Genomic DNA, 17,863 nt, shown 5'->3' on the forward strand with positions numbered 1-17,863 from the left:
GCATGACAAAGGTGGCCGTTTTCGGGACGGGCTCATGGGGCACCACGTTCGCGATGATCCTGGCTGAGGCCGGCAACGAGGTCACGCTCTGGGGGCGCAGGCGGGAGCTGGTCGAGACGATCGACCGCGACCACGCCAACCCCGACTACCTGCCGGGCATCCCCCTCCCGGAGAAGCTGCGCGCCACGACCGACCCGGCTCAGGCGCTCGACGGGGCCGAGTTCGTGGTGCTGGCCGTTCCGTCGCAGCAGCTGCGGCCCAACCTGGCCGCCTGGCGCGAGCACATCCCCCCGAACGCGGTCCTGGTGAGCCTGATGAAGGGCATCGAGCTGGGCACGGCCAAGCGCATGAGCGAGGTGATCCGCGAGGTCGCCGAGGTGCCCGAGGAGCGGGTCGCGGTCGTCTCCGGGCCCAACCTGGCCAGGGAGATCGCCGAACGCCAGCCCGCCGCCACCGTCGTCGCCTGCTCCGACGAGTCGGTCGCCGCCCGGCTGCAGTCGATCTGCCACCTGCCGCCGTGGTTCCGCCCGTACACCAACACCGACGTGGTCGGCGTCGAGCTGGGCGGCGCGGTGAAGAACGTGATCGCGCTGGCCGTGGGCGTCTCCGCGGGCATGGGCATGGGCGACAACGTCAGCGCCATGCTCATCACCAGGGGGCTGGCCGAGATCTCCCGCCTGGGCGCGGCCCTGGGGGCCGACCAGCACACGTTCGCGGGGCTCGCGGGCATGGGAGACCTCGTGGCGACCTGCACGTCGCCGCTGTCGCGCAACCGCACCTTCGGCGAGAACCTGGGCAGGGGCATGACCTTCGCCGAGGTCGTGGCCGCCACCAAGCAGACCGCCGAGGGCGTGAAGTCCTGCGAGTCGGTGCTGGAGCTGGCCAGGAAGCACGACGTCGAGATGCCGATCACCGAGGTCGTGGTCGGAGTGGTGCACGACGGCATGTCACCGGCCGAGGCGGGCACGCTGCTCATGTCACGTTCCCCCAAACCGGAACGTTACGGCGTGTAAGCCGTGAGTGAGAAAGACCTGATTACGGCGTGCTTGGCTCGCTGTGCCCCGGACACCCCGGTAGATTCGGACACCATGAGCAAGCCACGCGTCGCCGTTGTTTTCGGAGGCCGCAATTCTGAGCACGCCGTGTCCCTGATGGGCGCGGGCAGTGTCCTGGATGCGATCGACAGGAGCAAGTACGAGGTGATCCCCATCGGGATCGCCCAGGACGGCCGGTGGGTGCTGGCGGCTTCCGACCAGCGGTTCGCCATCGAATCGGGCGAGCTGCCGGTCGTCGACACCTCGGGCGCGGCGCTGGCGCTGCCGTCCGGCGGGAGCTCTCTGGTGGCGTTCGACCCCGGCAGCATCCCCGTGGAGCTCGGCGCGGTGGACGTGGTGTTCCCCGTGATGCACGGGCCGTTCGCCGAGGACGGCACCATCCAGGGCCTGCTGGAGATGGCCGGGGTGCGCTATGTCGGCTCTGGCGTGCTGGCCAGCGCCGTGGGCATGGACAAGGCCCATATGAAGACCGTGATGGCCGCCGCCGGGCTGCCGATCGGCCGCCACGTCGTCGTACGCGACCGCGACTGGCGGCTCGACCGCGACCGCGTGCTGAAGGAGGCCGAGGCGCTCGGCTGGCCGGTGTTCGTCAAGCCCGCCAGGGCCGGGTCCTCGCAGGGCATCTCCAAGGCCCACGATCCGGGCGAGCTGGAGTCGGCCGTGGAGGTCGCCAGGCAGCACGACCCCAAGGTGCTCATCGAGGCCGCGATCGTGGGCCGCGAGATCGAGTGCGCGGTGCTGGAGTCGCTCGGCGACGAGCCCGCGGTCGCGTCTCAGCCCGGAGAGGTGAAGGTCGAGGGCGGCCAGGAGTTCTTCGACTTCGAGGCGAAGTACTACCCGGACCAGATGTCGCTCACCGTGCCCGCCGACCTCCCCGAGGAGGCGGCCGAGCAGCTGCGGGCCATGGCGGTGCGCGCGTTCGAGGCGCTCGACTGCGAGGGGCTCGCGCGGGTCGACTTCTTCTACACGCCCGACGGCGAGCTGATCTTCAACGAGATCAACACCATGCCCGGGTTCACGTCCCTGTCGGTGGCGCCGCAGCTCTGGGCCGCCTCGGGGCTGGACTACCCGGCGCTGGTCGACCGGCTCATCCAGCTCGCGCTGGCGCGGTCCACGGGCCTGCGTTGAGAAAGGGTCATTGGGACGAGGGCGCGACCTGGTCGATCGGCTTCGACAGGTCCGCGAGCACCTCGGCGGCCACGTGCTCGCCGCCGACCGTGACCTCCACGTAGGCCAGGTCCGTGACCGCCGTGAACAGGGTGGGCCGGTCCGGATCGGCGAACCAGCCCACCCCGCCGATCACCTGGAGCTGGTCCGTGGCCGCCATCCTGACGGGCCTGGGCACGCCGCAGCGCAGCGCGACGGTCCCCTCGCCCCAGACGGCCACGTACGGCGACTCGGGCGTGGACGTGCCACGCCGGTCGCCGTCGAGCGTTTCGGGCAGCAGCGTCGCCAGCTTGCCGCAGGCCGCGACCGCCTCACCCGTCGGCTTGGGCGGCTCGACCTGTACGGTGCCGCCGCAACCGGCGAGCGCGAGGAGAACGAGCAGGACGGCGGCGGCACGCATGCGACGACTACCTTCAGATGTGGACGATCGGACACGTAAGGGTACGCGTGATCCCTTCCACCGCCTGAATCTGTGCCACGACGAGCTTGCCCAGTTCGTCGACGTTGTTGGCCTCCGCGCGCACGATCACGTCGTAAGGCCCCGTCACGTCTTCCGCCTGAGTGACCCCGGGAATCCCGGAAATCTCGCGAGCCACGGCAGCGGCCTTGCCGACCTCGGTCTGAATAAGGATGTAGGCCTGCACCATCACGTCCTCCCGGGCGATTGGATCACGCCGAAGAGCCACCGTACCCTGTGTGCGTCAGGAGGTGCGTCATCACAGTCGGAGATCTCGGCGAATTCGGAGTGATAAATCGGATTACCGGACGTCTGCCCCAGGGTGCGGCGGTAATGCTCGGTCCGGGTGACGACGCCGCAGTGGTCGGCGCGCCCGACGGCCGGGTCGTGGTTTCTACGGATTTGCTGATCGAGGGTAGACATTTTCGCCGGGATTGGTCCACCGGTTACGACGTGGGCCGTAAAGCCGCGGCCCAGAACCTGGCCGACGTGGCCGCCATGGGCGCCGAGCCGACGGCCCTGGTGGTCGGTCTGGGCGTGCCCGCCGATCTGCCTCTGGTGTGGCTGGACGCGCTGACGGACGGGTTCCGCGACGAGTGCGCGGTGGTCGGGGCGAGCGTCGCCGGGGGCGACATCACCAGGTGCGACCTGGTGGTCATCGGCGTGACCGCGCTGGGCGACCTGGGCGGGCGGGCTCCCGTGACGCGTGCGGGCGCCCGGCCGGGGCAGGTGGTGGCGGTGGCCGGGCGGCTGGGATACGCCGCCGCCGGGTGGGCGCTGCTGGAGGCGGGCGTGCCGGAGAACCCCGTCCTGGAGGAGGTCGTGGTCGCGCATCGGCGGCCCAGCCCTCCGTACGCGATGGGGCCGCTCGCGGCCGAGTTGGGCGCCGGCGCCATGCTGGACGTCAGCGACGGGCTGCTGCAGGACCTCGGCCACGTCGCCGAGGCCAGCGGCGTGCGCATCGAGCTGGACCCGCGGGCGTTCGCCGTGGGGGAGCCGGTGGCGGTCGCGGCCAAGGAGCTGGGGGTCGATCCGCTGGAGTGGGTGCTCACGGGTGGCGAGGATCACGCGCTCGCCGCGGTCTTTCCCCCAGAGGTGGGTTTGCCGCCGTCGTGGCAGGTCGTGGGCCGGGCGACGGCGGGTGAAGGCGTGCTGGTGCACGGGCGCGAGATCGGCCGGCGCGGCTGGGATCACTTTCGGTGATGACTTGTCCCGATTTGAGTGACATTTTCCGGATTTGTGGTGGGACTCCGGGGATTGCTGTGACAAGGGTGTCGCGAAGGTGTTATGAAGATTGGCGGCCACTGTAACCGCGAGAAAGGGCAGCCATGGGCCGCCACGGCACAGGTGGATCCGACGACGGGGATGAACGGGGGAACAACAGCGCATTCTGGGGTCCTGACGAGCAGGCCGAGCCGCCGGGCTGGCCTTCGCTGCCGGACGAACCCGAGGTGACAGGCCAGTGGGCTCCCATGCCGCGGCGCACTGACGGACCGCTTCCGCGCGGGCCGCAGTCCGAGCCGTTCGAGACCACCGGTGCCTTCGCGCTGCCCAACGACCCCGCCGCCGGCTTCCCCCCGGCCAACGACCCCGCGCGTGGCTTCCCGCAGCCGGGTCCGGGGGAGGAGGCCGGGCCGTTCGAGACGACGGGCGCCTTCGCCCGGCCGGCGGAGTGGGGCCCGGCGGGCGACCGCCCTTTTGACGCCGATCGTCCCGGCCCCTTCGACGGGCCCGCCGATCGTCCTGGCCCCTTCGACGGGCCCGCTGACCGGACGGCGGTCTTCGGTGGTCCTGGGCCCTCCGACGGGTTCGGCGGCCCCGGCAACCCGGGCCCGCCCCCCGGGCGGGGCCCTTTCGACGCGCCGGGTCCCGCCGAGCGCACGGCTTTCTTCGGCGGCCCTGACGGGCCGCTCGGCCCCGGAGGTCCGGGTCCGGGCCCGGCCGCCGGGCGAGGCCCCTTCGAGACGCCTGGGCCCTTTGACGGGCCCATGGAGCGCACGGCCTTCTTCGACGGCCCCGACGTGCCGGGTGGCGCCTTCGGCGGACCGCCTGCCGGAGACGGGCCCGGGCCGTTCGACGGCACCGGCAGACCGCCCGTGCCGTCCGTTCCGCCCGAGCCCGGGGACGTCAAGGTGGCCGGCGAGCCCACAGTCGTCGCGCAGGCGCCCGCCTGGGCGAACGCCGAGACCGGGTTCCTCGCCTCCGACTGGGCCGCCGACCCCGGCCTCGACGGGCCGGACGAGCCCAAGGGCCGCCGCGGGCGCCGGAAGGGCGGACGCGGCGGTGGCGGTCGCGACGACATGCTCGCCCCGGCTCCGTCGGGCGCAGGCAAGGGCCGGGTCGCGCTGTTGTCGGTCGCGGCGGTCGCCGTCGTGCTCGGCGGCACCGTGGCGGGCGTCAAGTTCATGAGCTCGGGTGAGCCCGACAAGTGCTCGGGCGCGACCTGCGCCGCCGTCCAGGCGTCGACCAACCAGCCAGGCCCGGCGGCCTCCCAGCCGACCGAGGAGGAGACCACGCCGGAGGAGGAGCCGTCCGAGGAGGAGTCGGCGGACGAGCCGACGACGTCCTCGACCCCGTCGCCGACGGCCTCCTACAGCGCCCGTACGCCGCGACGTACCGCGTCCGCGACGCCGACGCCCACCAAGACCAAGGTGAAGACGTCGGCGAAGCCGACGAAGGAGCCGACGCCGCCCGTCGAGGAGCTCGCCTCCGAGACGCCGACCCCGGAGGAGGAGCCCTCGACGCTGGACGACTCCGACACCGGCGGTGCGCCGACCAGCGGCGGCAGCACCCCGCTCCCGACCGGCACGGGAACCCTCGGGTCCGGACAGGGCGGCGCGATGAACATCAAGCAGACCATCAAGCAGCGCGTGCTCAGCTACCAGGCCGACATGACGCTCTCGAACGCCTCCCAGGAGACGCTGGAGAACCCGACGGTCTCCGTCCCCGTCGAGGGCGAGGTCATGACCGTGACCGGCGCCCAGTGGACGCAGGACGGCGACCTGCTGATCCTCGACCTGTCGGCGTCGCTGTCGGCCGGTGACGCGGTGAACGTCTCGTTCACCGCCACGGGCAAGGGTGCGAAGGCCGCGAACTGCGGGCTGGTCAGCGGGGATTGCGCCGTCACCTGAGTGGTTGGATGGGGCTATGACCCCTCCACGCGTCCTGACCGTCGCCGGCTCCGACTCCGGGGGCGGCGCGGGCATTCAGGCCGACCTGAAGACCATGCTGGCCATGGGCGTCCACGGCATGAGCGTCATCGCGGCGGTGACGGCCCAGAACTCCCTGGGCGTCCAGGGCTACTGGGAGCTGCCGCCCGAGGCCGTGCGCGCGCAGCTCGACTCGGTCCTGGGCGACATCGGCGCCCAGGCGGTGAAGACCGGCATGCTGGCCTCGCCCGCGCTGGTCGAGGTCGTGGCGGACGCGCTCGGCTCGTACGCCGCGCCGGTGATCGTGGATCCCGTGGGGGTCTCGAAGCACGGTGACCCCCTGCTCGCGCCCGAGGCCGTCGACACGCTGCGGACGCGGCTGCTGCCCGTGGCCACCGTGGTGACGCCCAACCTGTGGGAGGTGGAGCAGCTCACCTCCGTCAAGGTGGAGGACGAGGACGGGCTGCGGGCGGCGGCCGAGGCCGTTCTGGAGCTCGGGCCCACCTGGGCGCTGATCAAGGGCGGCCATCTGCCGGGCGCGCCCGTCGACCTGCTCACGAACGGCACGGACGAATATCGTTTCGCCGCCGAGCGCCTCGACAACCGCCACACCCACGGCACGGGCTGCACGCTGGCCTCGGCCATCGCCTCGCGGCTCGCGCTGGGCGACGACGTGCCGGAGGCGGTGGGGAAGGCGAAGGAGTACGTGACGGGCGCGATAGCCCGTGGCTTCCCCCTGGGCAGCGGCATCGGCCCGGTGGACCACGCCTGGCGCTGGCGCTGACGCCCGCTCCCTGATCCGGGATCAGGGGACGAAAACGCGCAAGCCCGCGGCTCCCTCGGGAGCGACGGGCTTGCGCGAAAGTGTGGGACTAGCGGGTGACCTTGCCCGCCTTGATGCACGAGGTGCACACGTTCAGCTTCTTCGGCGTGCCGCCGACGACCGCGCGCACCGTCTGGATGTTGGGGTTCCAACGACGACGGGTACGGCGGTGGGAGTGGGACACGTTGTTGCCGAAGGTCGGGCCCTTGCGGCAGACATCGCAGACGGAAGCCACGGTTCGCTCCTTAAAACAGTCGATGTAGCCCTGTCCGCGGATGCTTTCCGGGCGGAGGGCATGCCGGGACAACCGGCCAGCCAGACGAGAATATCCGATCCACACCGATGGGCGCGAACTGGAGCACTGGACCAAAGGCCCGGCGGCGATATTCTCCTTCGACAACCGTAGCGCATTCGGGCCCCCTCGGGAGCCGGGAGCCGGGAGGTCGGTCGGGGTCGGTTGGTCGGGGATACAGGTCGGGGTCGGTTGGTTGGGGGGATACAGAGTCGGAGGGTGCAGATGAAGATCCTCGACCCGCCCGCGGTGCGCCGCTGGGCCCGCCTGGCCGCCGACGCGCTCGGCCGGGCCAGGACGGAGATCGACGCGCTGAACGTGTTCCCCGTGGCAGACGGCGACACCGGCACGAACCTGCACCTGACCATGCTGTCCGCGGCCGAGGCCGTCGAGTCGCTGCCCGACGACGTGGACGCGGCCGTGGTGTGGCAGACGCTCTCGTACGGCGCGCTCGTCGGGGCCCGGGGCAACTCGGGGGTGATCGTCAGCCAGGCGTTACGCGGCCTCGCCGAGGTGCTGAAGGACGGCCCCGACCTGCGGGCCGGGCTGCTCAGGGCCGCCGTGCTCGCCAGGGAGGCGGTGGCCAGGCCGGTGGAGGGCACGGTGCTGAGCGTGCTGGAGTCCGCCGCGCGGGCCGTGCAGGAGGTCGACGGGGGCGATCTGCGGGAGGTGGCCCGGCAGGCGGCGGGTGAGGCCCGTGCGGCGCTGCGCCGTACGCCGTCCCAGCTGGACGTGCTGGCCCGCAGCGGCGTGGTGGACGCGGGCGGCGCGGGCGCGGCGATCGTGCTGGAGACGCTGGCCTCCGTGATCACCGGCTCCTACAGCGACCACTACGACGTGCCCGCGCCGACCTCGCGGGTCGCGCCGATGGCCGAGGTGGGGGCGGGGTACGAGGTGATGTACCTGCTGGACGCCGACGACGACGCGGTGGCCGCGCTGCGCGAGGAGCTCGACGCCATGGGCGACTCGCTGGTCGTGGTCGGCGGCGGCGGGTTGTGGAACGTGCACGTCCACGTGGCCGAGGCCGGTCCCGCCGTCGAGGCCGGGCTGCGGGCCGGGCGGCCGCACCGGATCAGGATCACGTACCTGGCCGAGCGCACCCACCGCGGCAGCGCGGGCCGGGGCGTGGTGGCGGTGGCCGCGGGGGACGGGATCGCGGCGCTGTTCGAGGAGTGCGGCGCGGTCGTGGTGCGGCGCGAGCCCGGCACCCGCCCCACCCTTCCCGCGATGCTGGCCGCGATCAGGCAGGCGGGTGGCGAGGTCGCGGTCCTGCCCAACGACGAGGGCGTCAGGTCGGTCGCCGCGGCGGCCGCGGAGATCGCCCGCGAGGACGGGGTCGTGGTCAGCGTGCTGCCGACGAAGGCGACCGTGCAGGGCCTGGCGGCGCTGGCCGTGCACGATCCGCTGCGCCGCTTCGACGACGACGTGGTGGCGATGACGGACGCGGCGGGGCACACGCGGTACGGACATGTCACGATGGCGGACCGGGAGGCGATGACGAGCGCGGGGTTGTGCCGCCCCGGCGACGTGCTCGGCATGATCGACGGGGACATCGCCGTGATCGGCGGCTCGCTCGACCGCGTGGCCACGCTGGTCGTGGACCGGATGGTGGCGGGCGGCGGCGAGCTGGTGACCCTGGTCACGGGCGCGGAGGCGCCGCCGGGGCTCGCCGCGCGGCTGGAGGAGCAGCTGCGGGGTACGCGGCCCGACGTGGACCTGGTCGTGTACGACGGCGAGCAGGGCGGCTACCCGCTCCTGATCGGTGTGGAGTGACCTGGCGTCAGACGGGATTCTTGTCGGGCGGAAGCGGTAGAACTTAATGCCGTGAGCCGTTTCGACGAGCCCCTGACGAAGGCGCTCGACCCGAAGACCGCCAAGTTGCTGCACAGCGTGCTCGACCTGGAGACGGTCGGCGACCTGCTGCGCCACTATCCCCGGCGTTACGCCGAGCGCGGCGAGCTGACCACGCTCGACGCGCTGGAGGTCGACGAGCACGTCACCGTGGTCGGCGAGGTGACCAGGCTGATGCGCAAGCCCATGCGCAACCGCGGCGGCACCTGGCTGGAGGTCGAGGTCGTCGACGGAAACGGCAACAAGCTCTACCTGTCGTTCTTCGGCAAGGGCTCCCACGTGGCCGAGTCGCGGCTCAAGCCGGGGCAGCGGGGCATGTTCGCGGGCAAGGTGGGGCTGTTCGGGGCGCGTTCGAAGCCGCGCTGGCAGCTCGCGCACCCGGAGTTCGAGCTGTTCGAGGAGGGGGAGGCGAGCGCGGAGGACTTCGCGGCTGCGCCGGTGCCGATCTATCCCGCGGGCAAGGACGTCACGCCGTGGGCGATCAGGCGCGCGATCGGCGTCGTGCTCGACACGCTGGGCCCCCTCGACGATCCGCTGCCCGCCGACCTGCGGGCCCGTCACGGGCTGCAGCCTCTGGGCGAGGCGCTGGAGGCCATCCACCGGCCGAAGGACTTCGCCGAGGTCGGGCGGGCGCGCAAGCGGCTGAAGTTCGACGAGGCGTTCGTGCTGCAGGCCGTGCTGCTGCGGCGGCGCCGGGCCGCCACGGCGCTGCCCGCCAAGGCCAGGCCCGGGCGCGACGACGGCCTGCTGACCGACTTCGACGCGCGGCTGCCGTTCTCGCTGACCGAGGGGCAGGCCGAGGTCGGTGAGGAGATCGCCGCCGACCTCGCGCTCGAGCACCCGATGCACCGGCTGCTGCAGGGCGAGGTCGGCGCGGGCAAGACGGTGGTGGCGCTGCGGGCGATGCTCCAGGTGGTCGACGCGGGCGGCCAGGCGGCGCTGCTGGCCCCCACCGAGGTGCTGGCCCAGCAGCACCACCGCTCGATCACCGGCATGCTCGGGGATCTGGCGCAGGGGGGCATGTTCGGGGGCACGGCGGTGACGCTGCTGACCGGCTCCATGGGCGCCGCCGCCCGCCGCGCGGCCCTGCTGGACGCCGCCTCCGGCACGGCGGGGATCGTCGTGGGCACGCACGCGCTGCTGCAGGAGCACGTGCAGTTCGCCGACCTGGGGCTGGTCGTGGTGGACGAGCAGCACCGGTTCGGGGTGGAGCAGCGCGACGCCCTGCGCGAGAAGGCGGGCGGCGGCCGGCCGCACGTCCTGGTCATGACGGCCACCCCGATCCCGCGCACGGTCGCCATGACCGTCTTCGGCGACCTGGAGGTCTCGACGCTGTCCCAGCTCCCGTCCGGCCGCGCCCCGATCACCACGCACGTCGTCCCGGCCGCCGAGAAACCCCACTACCTCGAACGCACCTGGGAGCGGGTGCGGGAGGAGGTGGGGCTGGGGCGGCAGGCATACATCGTGTGCCCGCGCATCGGCGACCTGGAGGGCGACGAGGGCGACCTGGCGGCGGCCGGTGACGACGACCGCCGCCCGCCGCTGGCGGTCCTCGACGTGGCCGAGCTCCTGAAGAGCGGCCCCTTCCACGATCTTCGGGTCGGCACCCTCCACGGCAAGCTCCCGCCGGAGGAGAAGGACGCGATCATGCGCTCCTTCACGCGGGGCGAGCTCGACGTCCTGGTGGCCACCACGGTCATCGAGGTCGGGGTCGACGTCCCCAACTCCTCCGTCATGATCATCATGGACGCCGACCGCTTCGGCGTCTCCCAGCTCCACCAGCTCCGCGGCCGCGTCGGCCGCGGCGGCCTCCCGGGGCTGTGCCTCCTGGTCTCCGACTTCGCCGAGGGCACCCCGGCCCGTGGGCGCCTCGACGCGGTGGCCGCCACCCTGGACGGCTTCGAGTTGTCGCGCGTGGACCTGGAGCAGCGGCGGGAGGGCGACGTGCTGGGGGCGGCGCAGTCGGGCAAGCGGTCGTCGCTGAAGCTGCTGCAGCTCCTGCGGGACGAGGACGTGATCGCCACGGCCCGCGACGAGGCCGCCGCCCTCCTGGCGTCCGACCCGGACCTGAGGTCGCACGACGGCCTGCGGGCGGAGATCGCCCGGCTCTTGGAGGACGAGCGCGCGGAGTACCTGGAAAAAACCTGAACACCCCACCCGGGGCCGACTGGGGGTCGGGGAACTGGACGGCCGCGGCGGTCAGGTGGAGAAGCAGGGGGTGGAGAAGAAAAAGACCCAGCCGCGGGGACGGCCTCCCCCCGAATGCCGTCCCCGGCTGGGCCCACCCTCGGGTCAGGTGCCGAGGGAACCGGCGTGCGGAAGGGCTCACGATCACGCCGGTCGGCCTTCATGTGGGTCACCTTGAAGGCCGCAGAACTCATCATGCGGGCCCGCCGCACCGATGTGAATCACCCTTGCGTACTCGAGGCAGACACTTGTCCACTCTTGACCTGCGCGAACATGCGGAACAATGGGTCACATGACGCGGATCATCGCAGGCAGCGCAGGTGGCAGGCGGTTGGCGGTGCCGCCGGGGCGGGGGACGAGACCGACCAGCGACAGGGCCAGAGAAGGCATCTTCTTGACGCTCGACTCGCTGTACGGCCTCACCGGCGCCCGCGTGCTCGACCTGTACGCCGGGTCCGGGGCGATCGGCCTGGAGGCGCTGTCCAGGGGCGCCAAGGAGGCCGTCCTGGTGGAGTCCGACCCCAGGGCCGTCAGGACGATCAAGGCCAACGTCCAGGCGCTGGGCCTCGAAGGCGCCCAGGTGATCGCGGACAAGGTCGAGCGCGTGCTCGGCAAGGCGCCCGGCGAGCCGTACGACATCGTCTTCGCCGACCCGCCCTACGCCGTGTCCGACGAAGAGGTCCAGCGGACGCTGGAGTCGTTGCGCGACAACGGCTGGCTGCTGGATGAGGCGTTGGTGGCATTCGAGAGGGAAAGCAGGGGAAAGCCCCTTATGTGGCCGGAAGGCTACGTGGAGGAGAGGGTCCGTCGTTATGGCGAAGCGTCCGTTTGGTACGGTCGCGCCGCCGGGAACCCGTAAACCTGGGAGGCGTCTTGCGCCGCGTAGTCTGCCCGGGGTCGTTCGACCCCATCACCAACGGCCACCTCGACATCATCGGCCGGGCTGCCCGGCTCTATGACGAGGTGACCGTGGCAGTCCTCATCAACGTCGAGAAAAGCAGCCTGTTCACGGTCGACGAGCGAATTGAGATCCTGCAGACCGTGACGAAGGATTATCCGAACGTCAAGGTGCGGAAATTCCACGGGCTGCTGGTGGATTTCTGCAGGCAGAACGACATCCCCGCCATCGTCAAAGGCATCAGAGTGGTCAGCGACTTCGACTACGAGTTGCAGATGGCGCAGCTCAACTACCGCCTGTCGGGGGTCGAGACGCTGTTCATGCCGACGAACCCCGAATACTCGTTCCTGTCCTCCAGTCGGGTGAAGGAGATCGCCAGGTACGGTGGGGACGTCTCGGGCCTCGTGCCCGATCTCGTGCACAAGCTGCTCATCGAGCGGCTCAGGGGCTGAGCGCGACCTGCTATCCTTTCATTTCGGCCTTGTACGACGGCGATCGTGTCGCCATGCCTAGCGAGAGCAGGATGACTCAGCACCTCGACCCCCGCTCCCCGTGGGTGATCTCGACCCATGACCTGGGAAAGCGGCCGGGCACGATGCGGCAGATGACTCTGACCCTCCCGGCACCGGCGGATCTCGGCGTCGACATGATCGGTGTCCCCAAAGACGCCGAAGTCGAGCTGGACCTCCGGCTCGAAGCAGTGATGGAAGGCGTGCTCGTGTCGGGCACGGCGCAGGCCCCGCTCGCCGGGGAGTGCGCGCGCTGTCTCGACCCGGTCACCTCGGACATCGAGGTCGACCTGCAGGAGCTGTTCTTCTACTCCGACGAGGACGCCTCGGAGGAGGACTCGCTGCTCGACGGTGAGCTGTTCGACCTCGAGCCGACGTTCCGCGACGCGGTGGTGCTCGCACTGCCGTTGAGCCCCGTCTGCCGCGAGGACTGCGAAGGGCTCTGCACGGAGTGCGGGATCAAGCTGGCCGAGGCCGGCGAGGATCACCGGCACGAGAAGGTCGATGCCCGCTGGGCGTCGTTGCAAGGTCTGATTACCGACAAAGATAACGATCAGGAGAAGTGACGTGGCCGTCCCGAAGCGAAAGATGTCGCGGAGTAACACCCGCCACCGTCGCTCCCAGTGGAAGACGACTGCTGTCGCCCTGGTGAGCTGCCCGCAGTGCCGTTCGCCCAAGCAGCCGCACATCGCGTGCCCCACCTGCGGCACCTACAACCGTCGTCAGGTCATCGAGCCGTCCGCCTGATTCTTGACGTGATGCCGACCGGGTGCCATTGTGCCTCGGTCGGCGTTACCGTCTCAGATGATGCGTGCGGCGGCGGTCCGCCCGCGGCCGTGGTGGACGCCGGGGCTACGTGTTACCCCGACGCCCACCACGTTTTCGGGCATCTTCCGCAGTCCGCGCACCACGCGAAGATGTCCGAGGAGGAAAGCACGTGGGCACAGGTCCTAAGCCGGTGGCAGTAGAGGTCGCCCGAGACGAGCTGGAGCGGGTCCTGGCGGTCGGTCTCGACCCCGACATCCTGGAGCGGGCGCTGACCCACCGCTCCTACGCGTACGAGAACGGTGGCCTGCCCACCAACGAGCGCCTGGAGTTCCTGGGCGACTCGGTGCTGGGCCTGGTGGTCACCGACACCCTCTACCGCAACCACCCCGACCTGCCCGAGGGCCAGTTGGCGAAGCTGCGCGCCGCGGTGGTCAACATGCGCGCGCTGGCCGACGTGGCCCGCAACCTGGGCCTGGGCCGGTTCCTGCGGCTCGGCAGGGGCGAGGAGGGCACCGGCGGGCGCGACAAGTCGTCCATCCTGGCCGACACCCTTGAGGCGCTGATCGGCGCGATCTACGTCGACAAGGGGCTCGACGAGGCGTTCCGGGTGGTGCACCTGCTGTTCGACCCGCTGATCGTCCGCTCGGCCTCGCTCGGCGCCGGGCTCGACTGGAAGACCTCCCTGCAGGAGCTGACGGCCTCCGAGGCGCTCGGCGTGCCCGAGTACCACGTCGAGGAGAGCGGTCCTGACCACGCCAAGTCGTTCACCGCCATGGTGCGGGTCGGCGGCGAGTCGTACGGATCGGGCACCGGGCGCAGCAAGAAGGAGGCCGAGCAGCAGGCGGCCGAGGCTGCCTGGACCCGGATCCGGGCCCGGCGCGAGCAGCGCGAGAGCCAGCCAGCGGGCTGAAGGGCCCTCCGGATGTGTCCGGAGGGCGAGATTTAGGTTGCTGCCGGAAAGGTTCTGAGGTGCCTGAGCTACCGGAGGTCGAGGTCGTCAGGCGCGGCCTCGCGCAGTGGGTCACCGGGCGCGAGATCGCCTCGGCGGAGGTGCTGCACCCCCGCGCCATCAGGCGGCACGAGCCCGGCGCCGACGAGTTCACCGCGCGTCTCAAGGGCCGCTCGGTGCTGTCCGCCGAGCGGCGCGGCAAGTATCTGTGGCTCCCGCTGTCGGGCGCCGAGGAGGCCCTCCTGGCCCACCTGGGGATGAGCGGCCAGCTGCTGGTCGTCGCCCCCGACTCGCCGCCGGAGAAGCACCTGCGGGTACGCGTCCGCTTCGAGGACGGCGGCCCCGATCTGCGCTTCGTCGACCAGCGCACGTTCGGCCACGTCATGCTGACCGGCCTGGCCGAAGGCGTGCCCGAGCCGATCGCCCACATCGCCCCCGACCCGTTCGAGCCGGCCTTCGACGACGAGGAGTTCGCCCTCAGGCTCAGGGCCAAGCACACGGAGATCAAGCGCGCCCTGCTCGATCAATCGCTGATCAGCGGCGTCGGCAACATCTACGCCGACGAGGCCCTGTGGATCGCCCGGCTGCACTGGGCCCGGCAGACGCAGACGCTCACGCGTCCCAAGATCGCCGAGCTGCTGGCCGCGGTGCGCACCGTCATGGCCTCCGCGCTGGAGCAGGGCGGCACCTCGTTCGACAGCCTGTACGTGAACGTCAACGGCGAGAGCGGCTACTTCGAGCGCTCGCTGGAGGCGTACGGCCGGCGCGACCTGCCCTGCTCCCGCTGCGGCACCGCGATCAGGCGCGAGCCGTTCATGAACCGCTCGTCCTACTCCTGCCCCAGATGCCAGCGACGACCGCGGTGAGCACGGCGAGCCCGGAGCCCAGCCACATCACCGCGGAGGTCGAGACCCCGTCCACGACCCGGCCGCCGGCGAACGCGCCGAGCGCGATGGAGACGTTGAACGCGCCGACGAACAGCGCCGTGCCGAGCTCCCCGCCGCCCGCGCGCATGATCCACAGCTGCAGGGTGACCCCGACGCCCCCGTAGCCGAAGCCCCACACCAGCAGCACGACCAGCGGGAGGCCGATCGAGGCCAGGGCCGCCGTGGCGAGCGCGATGAGGGCGGCCAGAGCGATCAGGACCGGCCTGGGGTTCCTGGCCGCCCATGCTCCGGCGGCGAAGTTGCCCGCCACGCCCGCGGCGCCGTACACGAGCAGGACGGTGCTGACGAGGGCCGGGCCGGCGTGCGAGACCTGCTCCAGGAACGGCCGGACGTAGGTGTAGGCCGCGAAGTGGCCGGACACGACGAGCACGGTCATGACGAGGACGGTCTTGAGCGGCCCCGAGAGCCATCCGCGCCGGGCTCCCGGCGTGCGGCCGGGCTCCCGGCGTGCGGGCAGGGGCCTCGCCCGGCAGGGGCGGCAGGGTCGCGTACAGGACGGCGGCCAGGACCAGCGCCACCGCCCCCATCGCGACGAACGCGCTGCGCCACCCCGCGAACGACGACACGAACGTCGCCGCGGGCACCCCCAGCACCGACGCCACCGAGACCCCGGCCAGGATGATCGACGTGGCCCGCCCGACGGACCGTTCCGGCACCAGCCGCGTCCCGAGACCGGCCGCGAACGCCCAGAACCCGCCGATGCTCACCCCCGTCAGCACCCGGGCGGCCAGGATGACGGGGTAGCCCGGCGCGAGGGCCCCCACCAGGTTGGCCACCGCCAGCAGCGCCATCAGCCCGACCAGGACGGCCCGCCGGTCGAGCCGGCGGGCGGCGACCGCCAGCACCGGCGCGGACACCGCGGCGACCAGCCCCGGCGCCGTCATCATCAGCCCGGCCGTCCCGTCGGACACCTCAAGGGTGGCGGCGATCGAGGTCAGCAGTCCGACGGGCAGCATCTCGCTGGTCACGACGGTGAACGTGCCCACGGCCACCGACGACACGGCGAGCCAGCGCGCCCGGGTGGCGGGGGAGACATCAGTCATGGTCATGTCACCCAGCCTCGGGTTCGGCCGCGGGCGGGAACAATGACGAAGTCCGAAGGCTTGGTTTAGGCAGGCTAAGCGATCCGGGGTGATGAGGATGGAGTTCAGGGAGCTGGAGTGCTTCGTGGTGCTCAGCGAGGAGTTGCACTTCGCGCGTACGGCCGAGCGCCTCTATCTCTCGCCCGGCAGGGTGAGCCAGCTCGTGCGCTCGCTGGAGACCAGGATCGGCGGCAGGCTCTTCGAGCGCACCAGCCGCAGGGTGCGCCTCACGCCCCTGGGCGAGCGCTTCCTGGCCGACCTGCGCCCCGCGTACGACGGCCTGGCGAACGCGGTGCACCGGGCCAAGGCGGCCGCCCGCGAGCTGACCGGCGAGCTCAGGGTCGGCTTTTTGGCCACGCCCACGGAGGTCGTCACCGGCAGCGTGCGTGCCTTCGAACGCCGGTATCCGGGGTGCGAGGTGGAGCTGGTCGAGATCCCGATCTCCGACCCGTTCGGCAAGCTGCGGGCCGGCCAGGTGGATCTCGCGTTCACGCTACTCCCGGTGAGCGAGCCGGACCTGGCCACCGGTGAGGGGCTGAACGAGGTCTCCTACCAGCTGGGCGTCTCCACCCGCCATCCCCTGGCCGCCCGCGCGGGCATCGCCGCGGAGGAGCTGGCCGGCGTCCCCCTCATCGGCCTGGACGGCCCCGCCCCGCGCGCCTGGCGCGAGCGGATCGCACCGTCCGTAACCCCTTCCGGACGTCCGATTCCCCTGGCCGGTACGGTGGCCACCAGCCAGGAGGGCCTGACCCAGGTGGCGCTCGGCCGGGGTGGCATGCTGTTCTGCACGCCCACGGCGGCCCACCACCGGCGGCCCGACGTCAGCTTCGTCCCCGTCGCCGGCCTGAGCCCGTCGATCATGGGCCTGGCCTGGTTGAAGGCGGCAGAGACCGCGGCCGTTCTGGCGTTCAACGAGGCGGCCGCCGGGCACGCGCACGGGGTGGAGTCCCTCGTGGCCTAACGGGAGAGGAAATGCAGGAAAACAGTGAGAAATCACGGCTGACCGCCTGGGTACGGGGCAGGGTCCAAGGTGTGGGGTTCCGCTGGTGGACCCGGGCACGCGCACTTGAGCTTGGGCTCGAGGGATGGGCGCGCAACACCGAGGACGGACGGGTGGAGGTGGTCGCAGAGGGCCCGCGTGAGGCGTGCGTCAAGCTGCTGGCGCTGCTCAGAGGTTGCGACACGCCGGGCAGGGTCGATGGAGTAGTGGAACGTTGGAGTGAACCCCGAGGTAGTTTGGGTGGGTTTGTGGAGCGCTAGCGACTTCCGTTAAACCGCCCAAATAGGGTATAGTTGTATGTCGGGAGTGCCCATCAGTAGGGCTCAGCGGTTCGTTCGACTTGACCGCCCACACTGCCGGTGCGACTCTTGTTAGGTACCACGCGCACCCCTCCCGCGGAATAGAAGTGCGCGAACCAGTCTGGTCACTCAGCGTGGAGGACCCTTTACCATGGCGAAGGCTCTACTCGGCCACGTCGGCGGTCCTGACCCTCGAATGGTCTCGGAGATGCGCCGCCTGCAGCAGCGTATCCGGGATCTGGAGGCAGAACTCATCCGACTTCAGGCCACCAATGACGCTCTTGCGGCGCAAACCCGCGACGAGGCGCTAAGCCGCATGCAAGAGCGCGAGCCGGCACTCACCTGAGAGTGATCGGAGCGCAAGACCCCAGGGACGTCTCGGAGAGGCGTCCCTTGTTATTTGCGCGACTTCGGAAAGCTTCCTTTGCCC

The 17,863-nt window shown here is 71.3% G+C and carries 20 protein-coding genes and 1 pseudogene; 16 read left to right on the top strand and 5 right to left on the bottom strand.

Annotated features, from left to right (window positions below; all coding sequences use genetic code 11):
- The first annotated feature begins 2 nt into the window (after positions 1-2).
- Both ACIBQ1_RS22770 and ACIBQ1_RS22775 read left to right on the top strand, forming a co-directional pair.
- A complete protein-coding gene (locus tag ACIBQ1_RS22770; protein ID WP_397280276.1) occupies positions 3-1,013 on the top strand; it encodes an NAD(P)H-dependent glycerol-3-phosphate dehydrogenase in 1,011 nt (336 codons plus the stop codon).
- Positions 1,014-1,088: 75 nt separating this feature from the next.
- Positions 1,089-2,183: a D-alanine--D-alanine ligase family protein gene (locus tag ACIBQ1_RS22775; RefSeq protein WP_397280278.1), complete on the top strand. Its 1,095-nt coding sequence runs from the start codon at positions 1,089-1,091 to the stop codon at positions 2,181-2,183.
- Positions 2,184-2,190: 7 nt separating this feature from the next.
- Here the strand turns inward: ACIBQ1_RS22775 and ACIBQ1_RS22780 are convergent, their stop codons facing one another.
- Complete coding sequence (locus ACIBQ1_RS22780; protein ID WP_397280279.1) at positions 2,191-2,622, bottom strand: DUF3515 family protein; 432 nt, start codon at positions 2,620-2,622, stop codon at positions 2,191-2,193.
- A gap of 13 nt (positions 2,623-2,635) precedes the next feature.
- On the bottom strand, positions 2,636-2,869 hold the full coding sequence (locus ACIBQ1_RS22785) for an Lrp/AsnC family transcriptional regulator (RefSeq protein WP_106249262.1): 234 nt from the start codon (positions 2,867-2,869) through the stop codon (positions 2,636-2,638).
- Between the two features lie 47 nt (positions 2,870-2,916).
- Here ACIBQ1_RS22785 and ACIBQ1_RS22790 point away from each other — a divergent pair, with 47 nt between their 5' ends.
- The 3 genes from ACIBQ1_RS22790 to thiD all read left to right on the top strand — a co-directional run bounded on the left by ACIBQ1_RS22790 (position 2,917) and on the right by thiD (position 6,612).
- Positions 2,917-3,882, top strand: coding sequence for a thiamine-phosphate kinase (locus ACIBQ1_RS22790; protein ID WP_397280280.1), 966 nt, complete (start codon positions 2,917-2,919; stop codon positions 3,880-3,882).
- A gap of 269 nt (positions 3,883-4,151) precedes the next feature.
- Positions 4,152-5,810, top strand: a complete 1,659-nt coding sequence (locus ACIBQ1_RS22795) for a hypothetical protein (protein WP_397280282.1) — start codon at positions 4,152-4,154, stop codon at positions 5,808-5,810.
- 16 nt (positions 5,811-5,826) lie between these two features.
- Positions 5,827-6,612, top strand: a complete 786-nt coding sequence (thiD, locus tag ACIBQ1_RS22800) for a bifunctional hydroxymethylpyrimidine kinase/phosphomethylpyrimidine kinase (protein WP_397280283.1) — start codon at positions 5,827-5,829, stop codon at positions 6,610-6,612.
- Between the two features lie 88 nt (positions 6,613-6,700).
- On the opposite strand, the gene rpmB is transcribed toward thiD, so the two are convergent.
- Entirely contained in the window at positions 6,701-6,886 is a 186-nt protein-coding gene (gene rpmB, locus ACIBQ1_RS22805) for a 50S ribosomal protein L28 (RefSeq protein ID WP_043618345.1), read from the bottom strand.
- A gap of 282 nt (positions 6,887-7,168) precedes the next feature.
- Between rpmB and ACIBQ1_RS22810 the strand changes: the two genes are divergently transcribed.
- The 8 genes from ACIBQ1_RS22810 to mutM all read left to right on the top strand — a co-directional run bounded on the left by ACIBQ1_RS22810 (position 7,169) and on the right by mutM (position 14,971).
- Positions 7,169-8,716, top strand: a complete 1,548-nt coding sequence (locus ACIBQ1_RS22810) for a DAK2 domain-containing protein (RefSeq protein ID WP_397280360.1) — start codon at positions 7,169-7,171, stop codon at positions 8,714-8,716.
- Positions 8,717-8,767: 51 nt separating this feature from the next.
- Positions 8,768-10,942 carry an ATP-dependent DNA helicase RecG gene (gene recG / locus ACIBQ1_RS22815; protein WP_397280284.1) on the top strand — a complete coding sequence of 725 codons (2,175 nt, stop codon included), beginning with the start codon at positions 8,768-8,770 and terminating at the stop codon, positions 10,940-10,942.
- Positions 10,943-11,318: 376 nt separating this feature from the next.
- Positions 11,319-11,840 (top strand): 16S rRNA (guanine(966)-N(2))-methyltransferase RsmD, encoded by a 522-nt coding sequence (gene rsmD / locus ACIBQ1_RS22820; RefSeq protein ID WP_397280362.1) that lies wholly within the window; start codon positions 11,319-11,321, stop codon positions 11,838-11,840.
- Positions 11,841-11,854: 14 nt separating this feature from the next.
- Positions 11,855-12,331 (top strand): pantetheine-phosphate adenylyltransferase, encoded by a 477-nt coding sequence (gene coaD, locus ACIBQ1_RS22825; RefSeq protein WP_397280286.1) that lies wholly within the window; start codon positions 11,855-11,857, stop codon positions 12,329-12,331.
- A 53-nt stretch (positions 12,332-12,384) separates the two neighbouring features.
- Positions 12,385-12,954, top strand: coding sequence for a YceD family protein (locus ACIBQ1_RS22830; RefSeq protein ID WP_397280364.1), 570 nt, complete (start codon positions 12,385-12,387; stop codon positions 12,952-12,954).
- 1 nt (position 12,955) lies between these two features.
- Positions 12,956-13,135 carry a 50S ribosomal protein L32 gene (gene rpmF, locus ACIBQ1_RS22835; RefSeq protein WP_139632166.1) on the top strand — a complete coding sequence of 60 codons (180 nt, stop codon included), beginning with the start codon at positions 12,956-12,958 and terminating at the stop codon, positions 13,133-13,135.
- Positions 13,136-13,325: 190 nt separating this feature from the next.
- Positions 13,326-14,066, top strand: a complete 741-nt coding sequence (rnc, locus tag ACIBQ1_RS22840; RefSeq protein ID WP_387579035.1) for a ribonuclease III — start codon at positions 13,326-13,328, stop codon at positions 14,064-14,066.
- A gap of 59 nt (positions 14,067-14,125) precedes the next feature.
- Positions 14,126-14,971, top strand: a complete 846-nt coding sequence (gene mutM / locus ACIBQ1_RS22845; RefSeq protein ID WP_355380453.1) for a bifunctional DNA-formamidopyrimidine glycosylase/DNA-(apurinic or apyrimidinic site) lyase — start codon at positions 14,126-14,128, stop codon at positions 14,969-14,971.
- Here the strand turns inward: mutM and ACIBQ1_RS22850 are convergent.
- Together ACIBQ1_RS22850 and ACIBQ1_RS22855 are read right to left on the bottom strand one after the other, a co-directional pair.
- Positions 14,919-15,428, bottom strand: coding sequence for a hypothetical protein (locus tag ACIBQ1_RS22850; protein ID WP_397280289.1), 510 nt, complete (start codon positions 15,426-15,428; stop codon positions 14,919-14,921). The genes mutM and ACIBQ1_RS22850 overlap by 53 nt on opposite strands.
- A 124-nt stretch (positions 15,429-15,552) precedes the next feature.
- Positions 15,553-16,101 (bottom strand): annotated as a pseudogene (locus ACIBQ1_RS22855) (MFS transporter); the annotation flags it as partial.
- A 91-nt stretch (positions 16,102-16,192) separates the two neighbouring features.
- On the opposite strand from ACIBQ1_RS22855, the gene ACIBQ1_RS22860 reads away from it, so the two are divergent.
- The 3 genes from ACIBQ1_RS22860 to ACIBQ1_RS22870 all read left to right on the top strand — a co-directional run bounded on the left by ACIBQ1_RS22860 (position 16,193) and on the right by ACIBQ1_RS22870 (position 17,779).
- The gene (locus ACIBQ1_RS22860) at positions 16,193-17,095 is read left to right on the top strand and encodes a LysR substrate-binding domain-containing protein (protein WP_397280291.1); all 903 of its coding nucleotides are present in this window, start codon (positions 16,193-16,195) and stop codon (positions 17,093-17,095) included.
- Between the two features lie 11 nt (positions 17,096-17,106).
- Positions 17,107-17,394, top strand: coding sequence for an acylphosphatase (locus tag ACIBQ1_RS22865; protein ID WP_355380447.1), 288 nt, complete (start codon positions 17,107-17,109; stop codon positions 17,392-17,394).
- A 190-nt stretch (positions 17,395-17,584) separates the two neighbouring features.
- Positions 17,585-17,779: a hypothetical protein gene (locus ACIBQ1_RS22870; RefSeq protein WP_090938435.1), complete on the top strand. Its 195-nt coding sequence runs from the start codon at positions 17,585-17,587 to the stop codon at positions 17,777-17,779.
- Positions 17,780-17,863 lie beyond the last annotated feature (84 nt).

Source organism: Nonomuraea sp. NPDC050153, assembly GCF_044460125.1.
GTDB lineage: Bacteria > Actinomycetota > Actinomycetes > Streptosporangiales > Streptosporangiaceae > Nonomuraea.

What these genes read in the sequence shown, in the direction of transcription:
- ACIBQ1_RS22865 (WP_355380447.1), top strand. Translation starts at nt 17,107, where the DNA reads ATGCAGGAAAACAGTGAGAAATCACGGCTGACCGCCTGGGTACGGGGC.
- ACIBQ1_RS22860 (WP_397280291.1), top strand. Translation starts at nt 16,193, where the DNA reads ATGGAGTTCAGGGAGCTGGAGTGCTTCGTGGTGCTCAGCGAGGAGTTG.
- ACIBQ1_RS22810 (WP_397280360.1), top strand. Translation starts at nt 7,169, where the DNA reads ATGAAGATCCTCGACCCGCCCGCGGTGCGCCGCTGGGCCCGCCTGGCC.
- thiD (WP_397280283.1), top strand. Translation starts at nt 5,827, where the DNA reads ATGACCCCTCCACGCGTCCTGACCGTCGCCGGCTCCGACTCCGGGGGC.
- ACIBQ1_RS22870 (WP_090938435.1), top strand. Translation starts at nt 17,585, where the DNA reads ATGGCGAAGGCTCTACTCGGCCACGTCGGCGGTCCTGACCCTCGAATG.
- ACIBQ1_RS22850 (WP_397280289.1), bottom strand. Translation starts at nt 15,428, where the DNA reads ATGACCGTGCTCGTCGTGTCCGGCCACTTCGCGGCCTACACCTACGTC.
- ACIBQ1_RS22770 (WP_397280276.1), top strand. Translation starts at nt 3, where the DNA reads ATGACAAAGGTGGCCGTTTTCGGGACGGGCTCATGGGGCACCACGTTC.
- ACIBQ1_RS22830 (WP_397280364.1), top strand. Translation starts at nt 12,385, where the DNA reads ATGCCTAGCGAGAGCAGGATGACTCAGCACCTCGACCCCCGCTCCCCG.
- ACIBQ1_RS22785 (WP_106249262.1), bottom strand. Translation starts at nt 2,869, where the DNA reads ATGGTGCAGGCCTACATCCTTATTCAGACCGAGGTCGGCAAGGCCGCT.
- ACIBQ1_RS22780 (WP_397280279.1), bottom strand. Translation starts at nt 2,622, where the DNA reads ATGCGTGCCGCCGCCGTCCTGCTCGTTCTCCTCGCGCTCGCCGGTTGC.
- ACIBQ1_RS22795 (WP_397280282.1), top strand. Translation starts at nt 4,152, where the DNA reads ATGCCGCGGCGCACTGACGGACCGCTTCCGCGCGGGCCGCAGTCCGAG.
- ACIBQ1_RS22775 (WP_397280278.1), top strand. Translation starts at nt 1,089, where the DNA reads ATGAGCAAGCCACGCGTCGCCGTTGTTTTCGGAGGCCGCAATTCTGAG.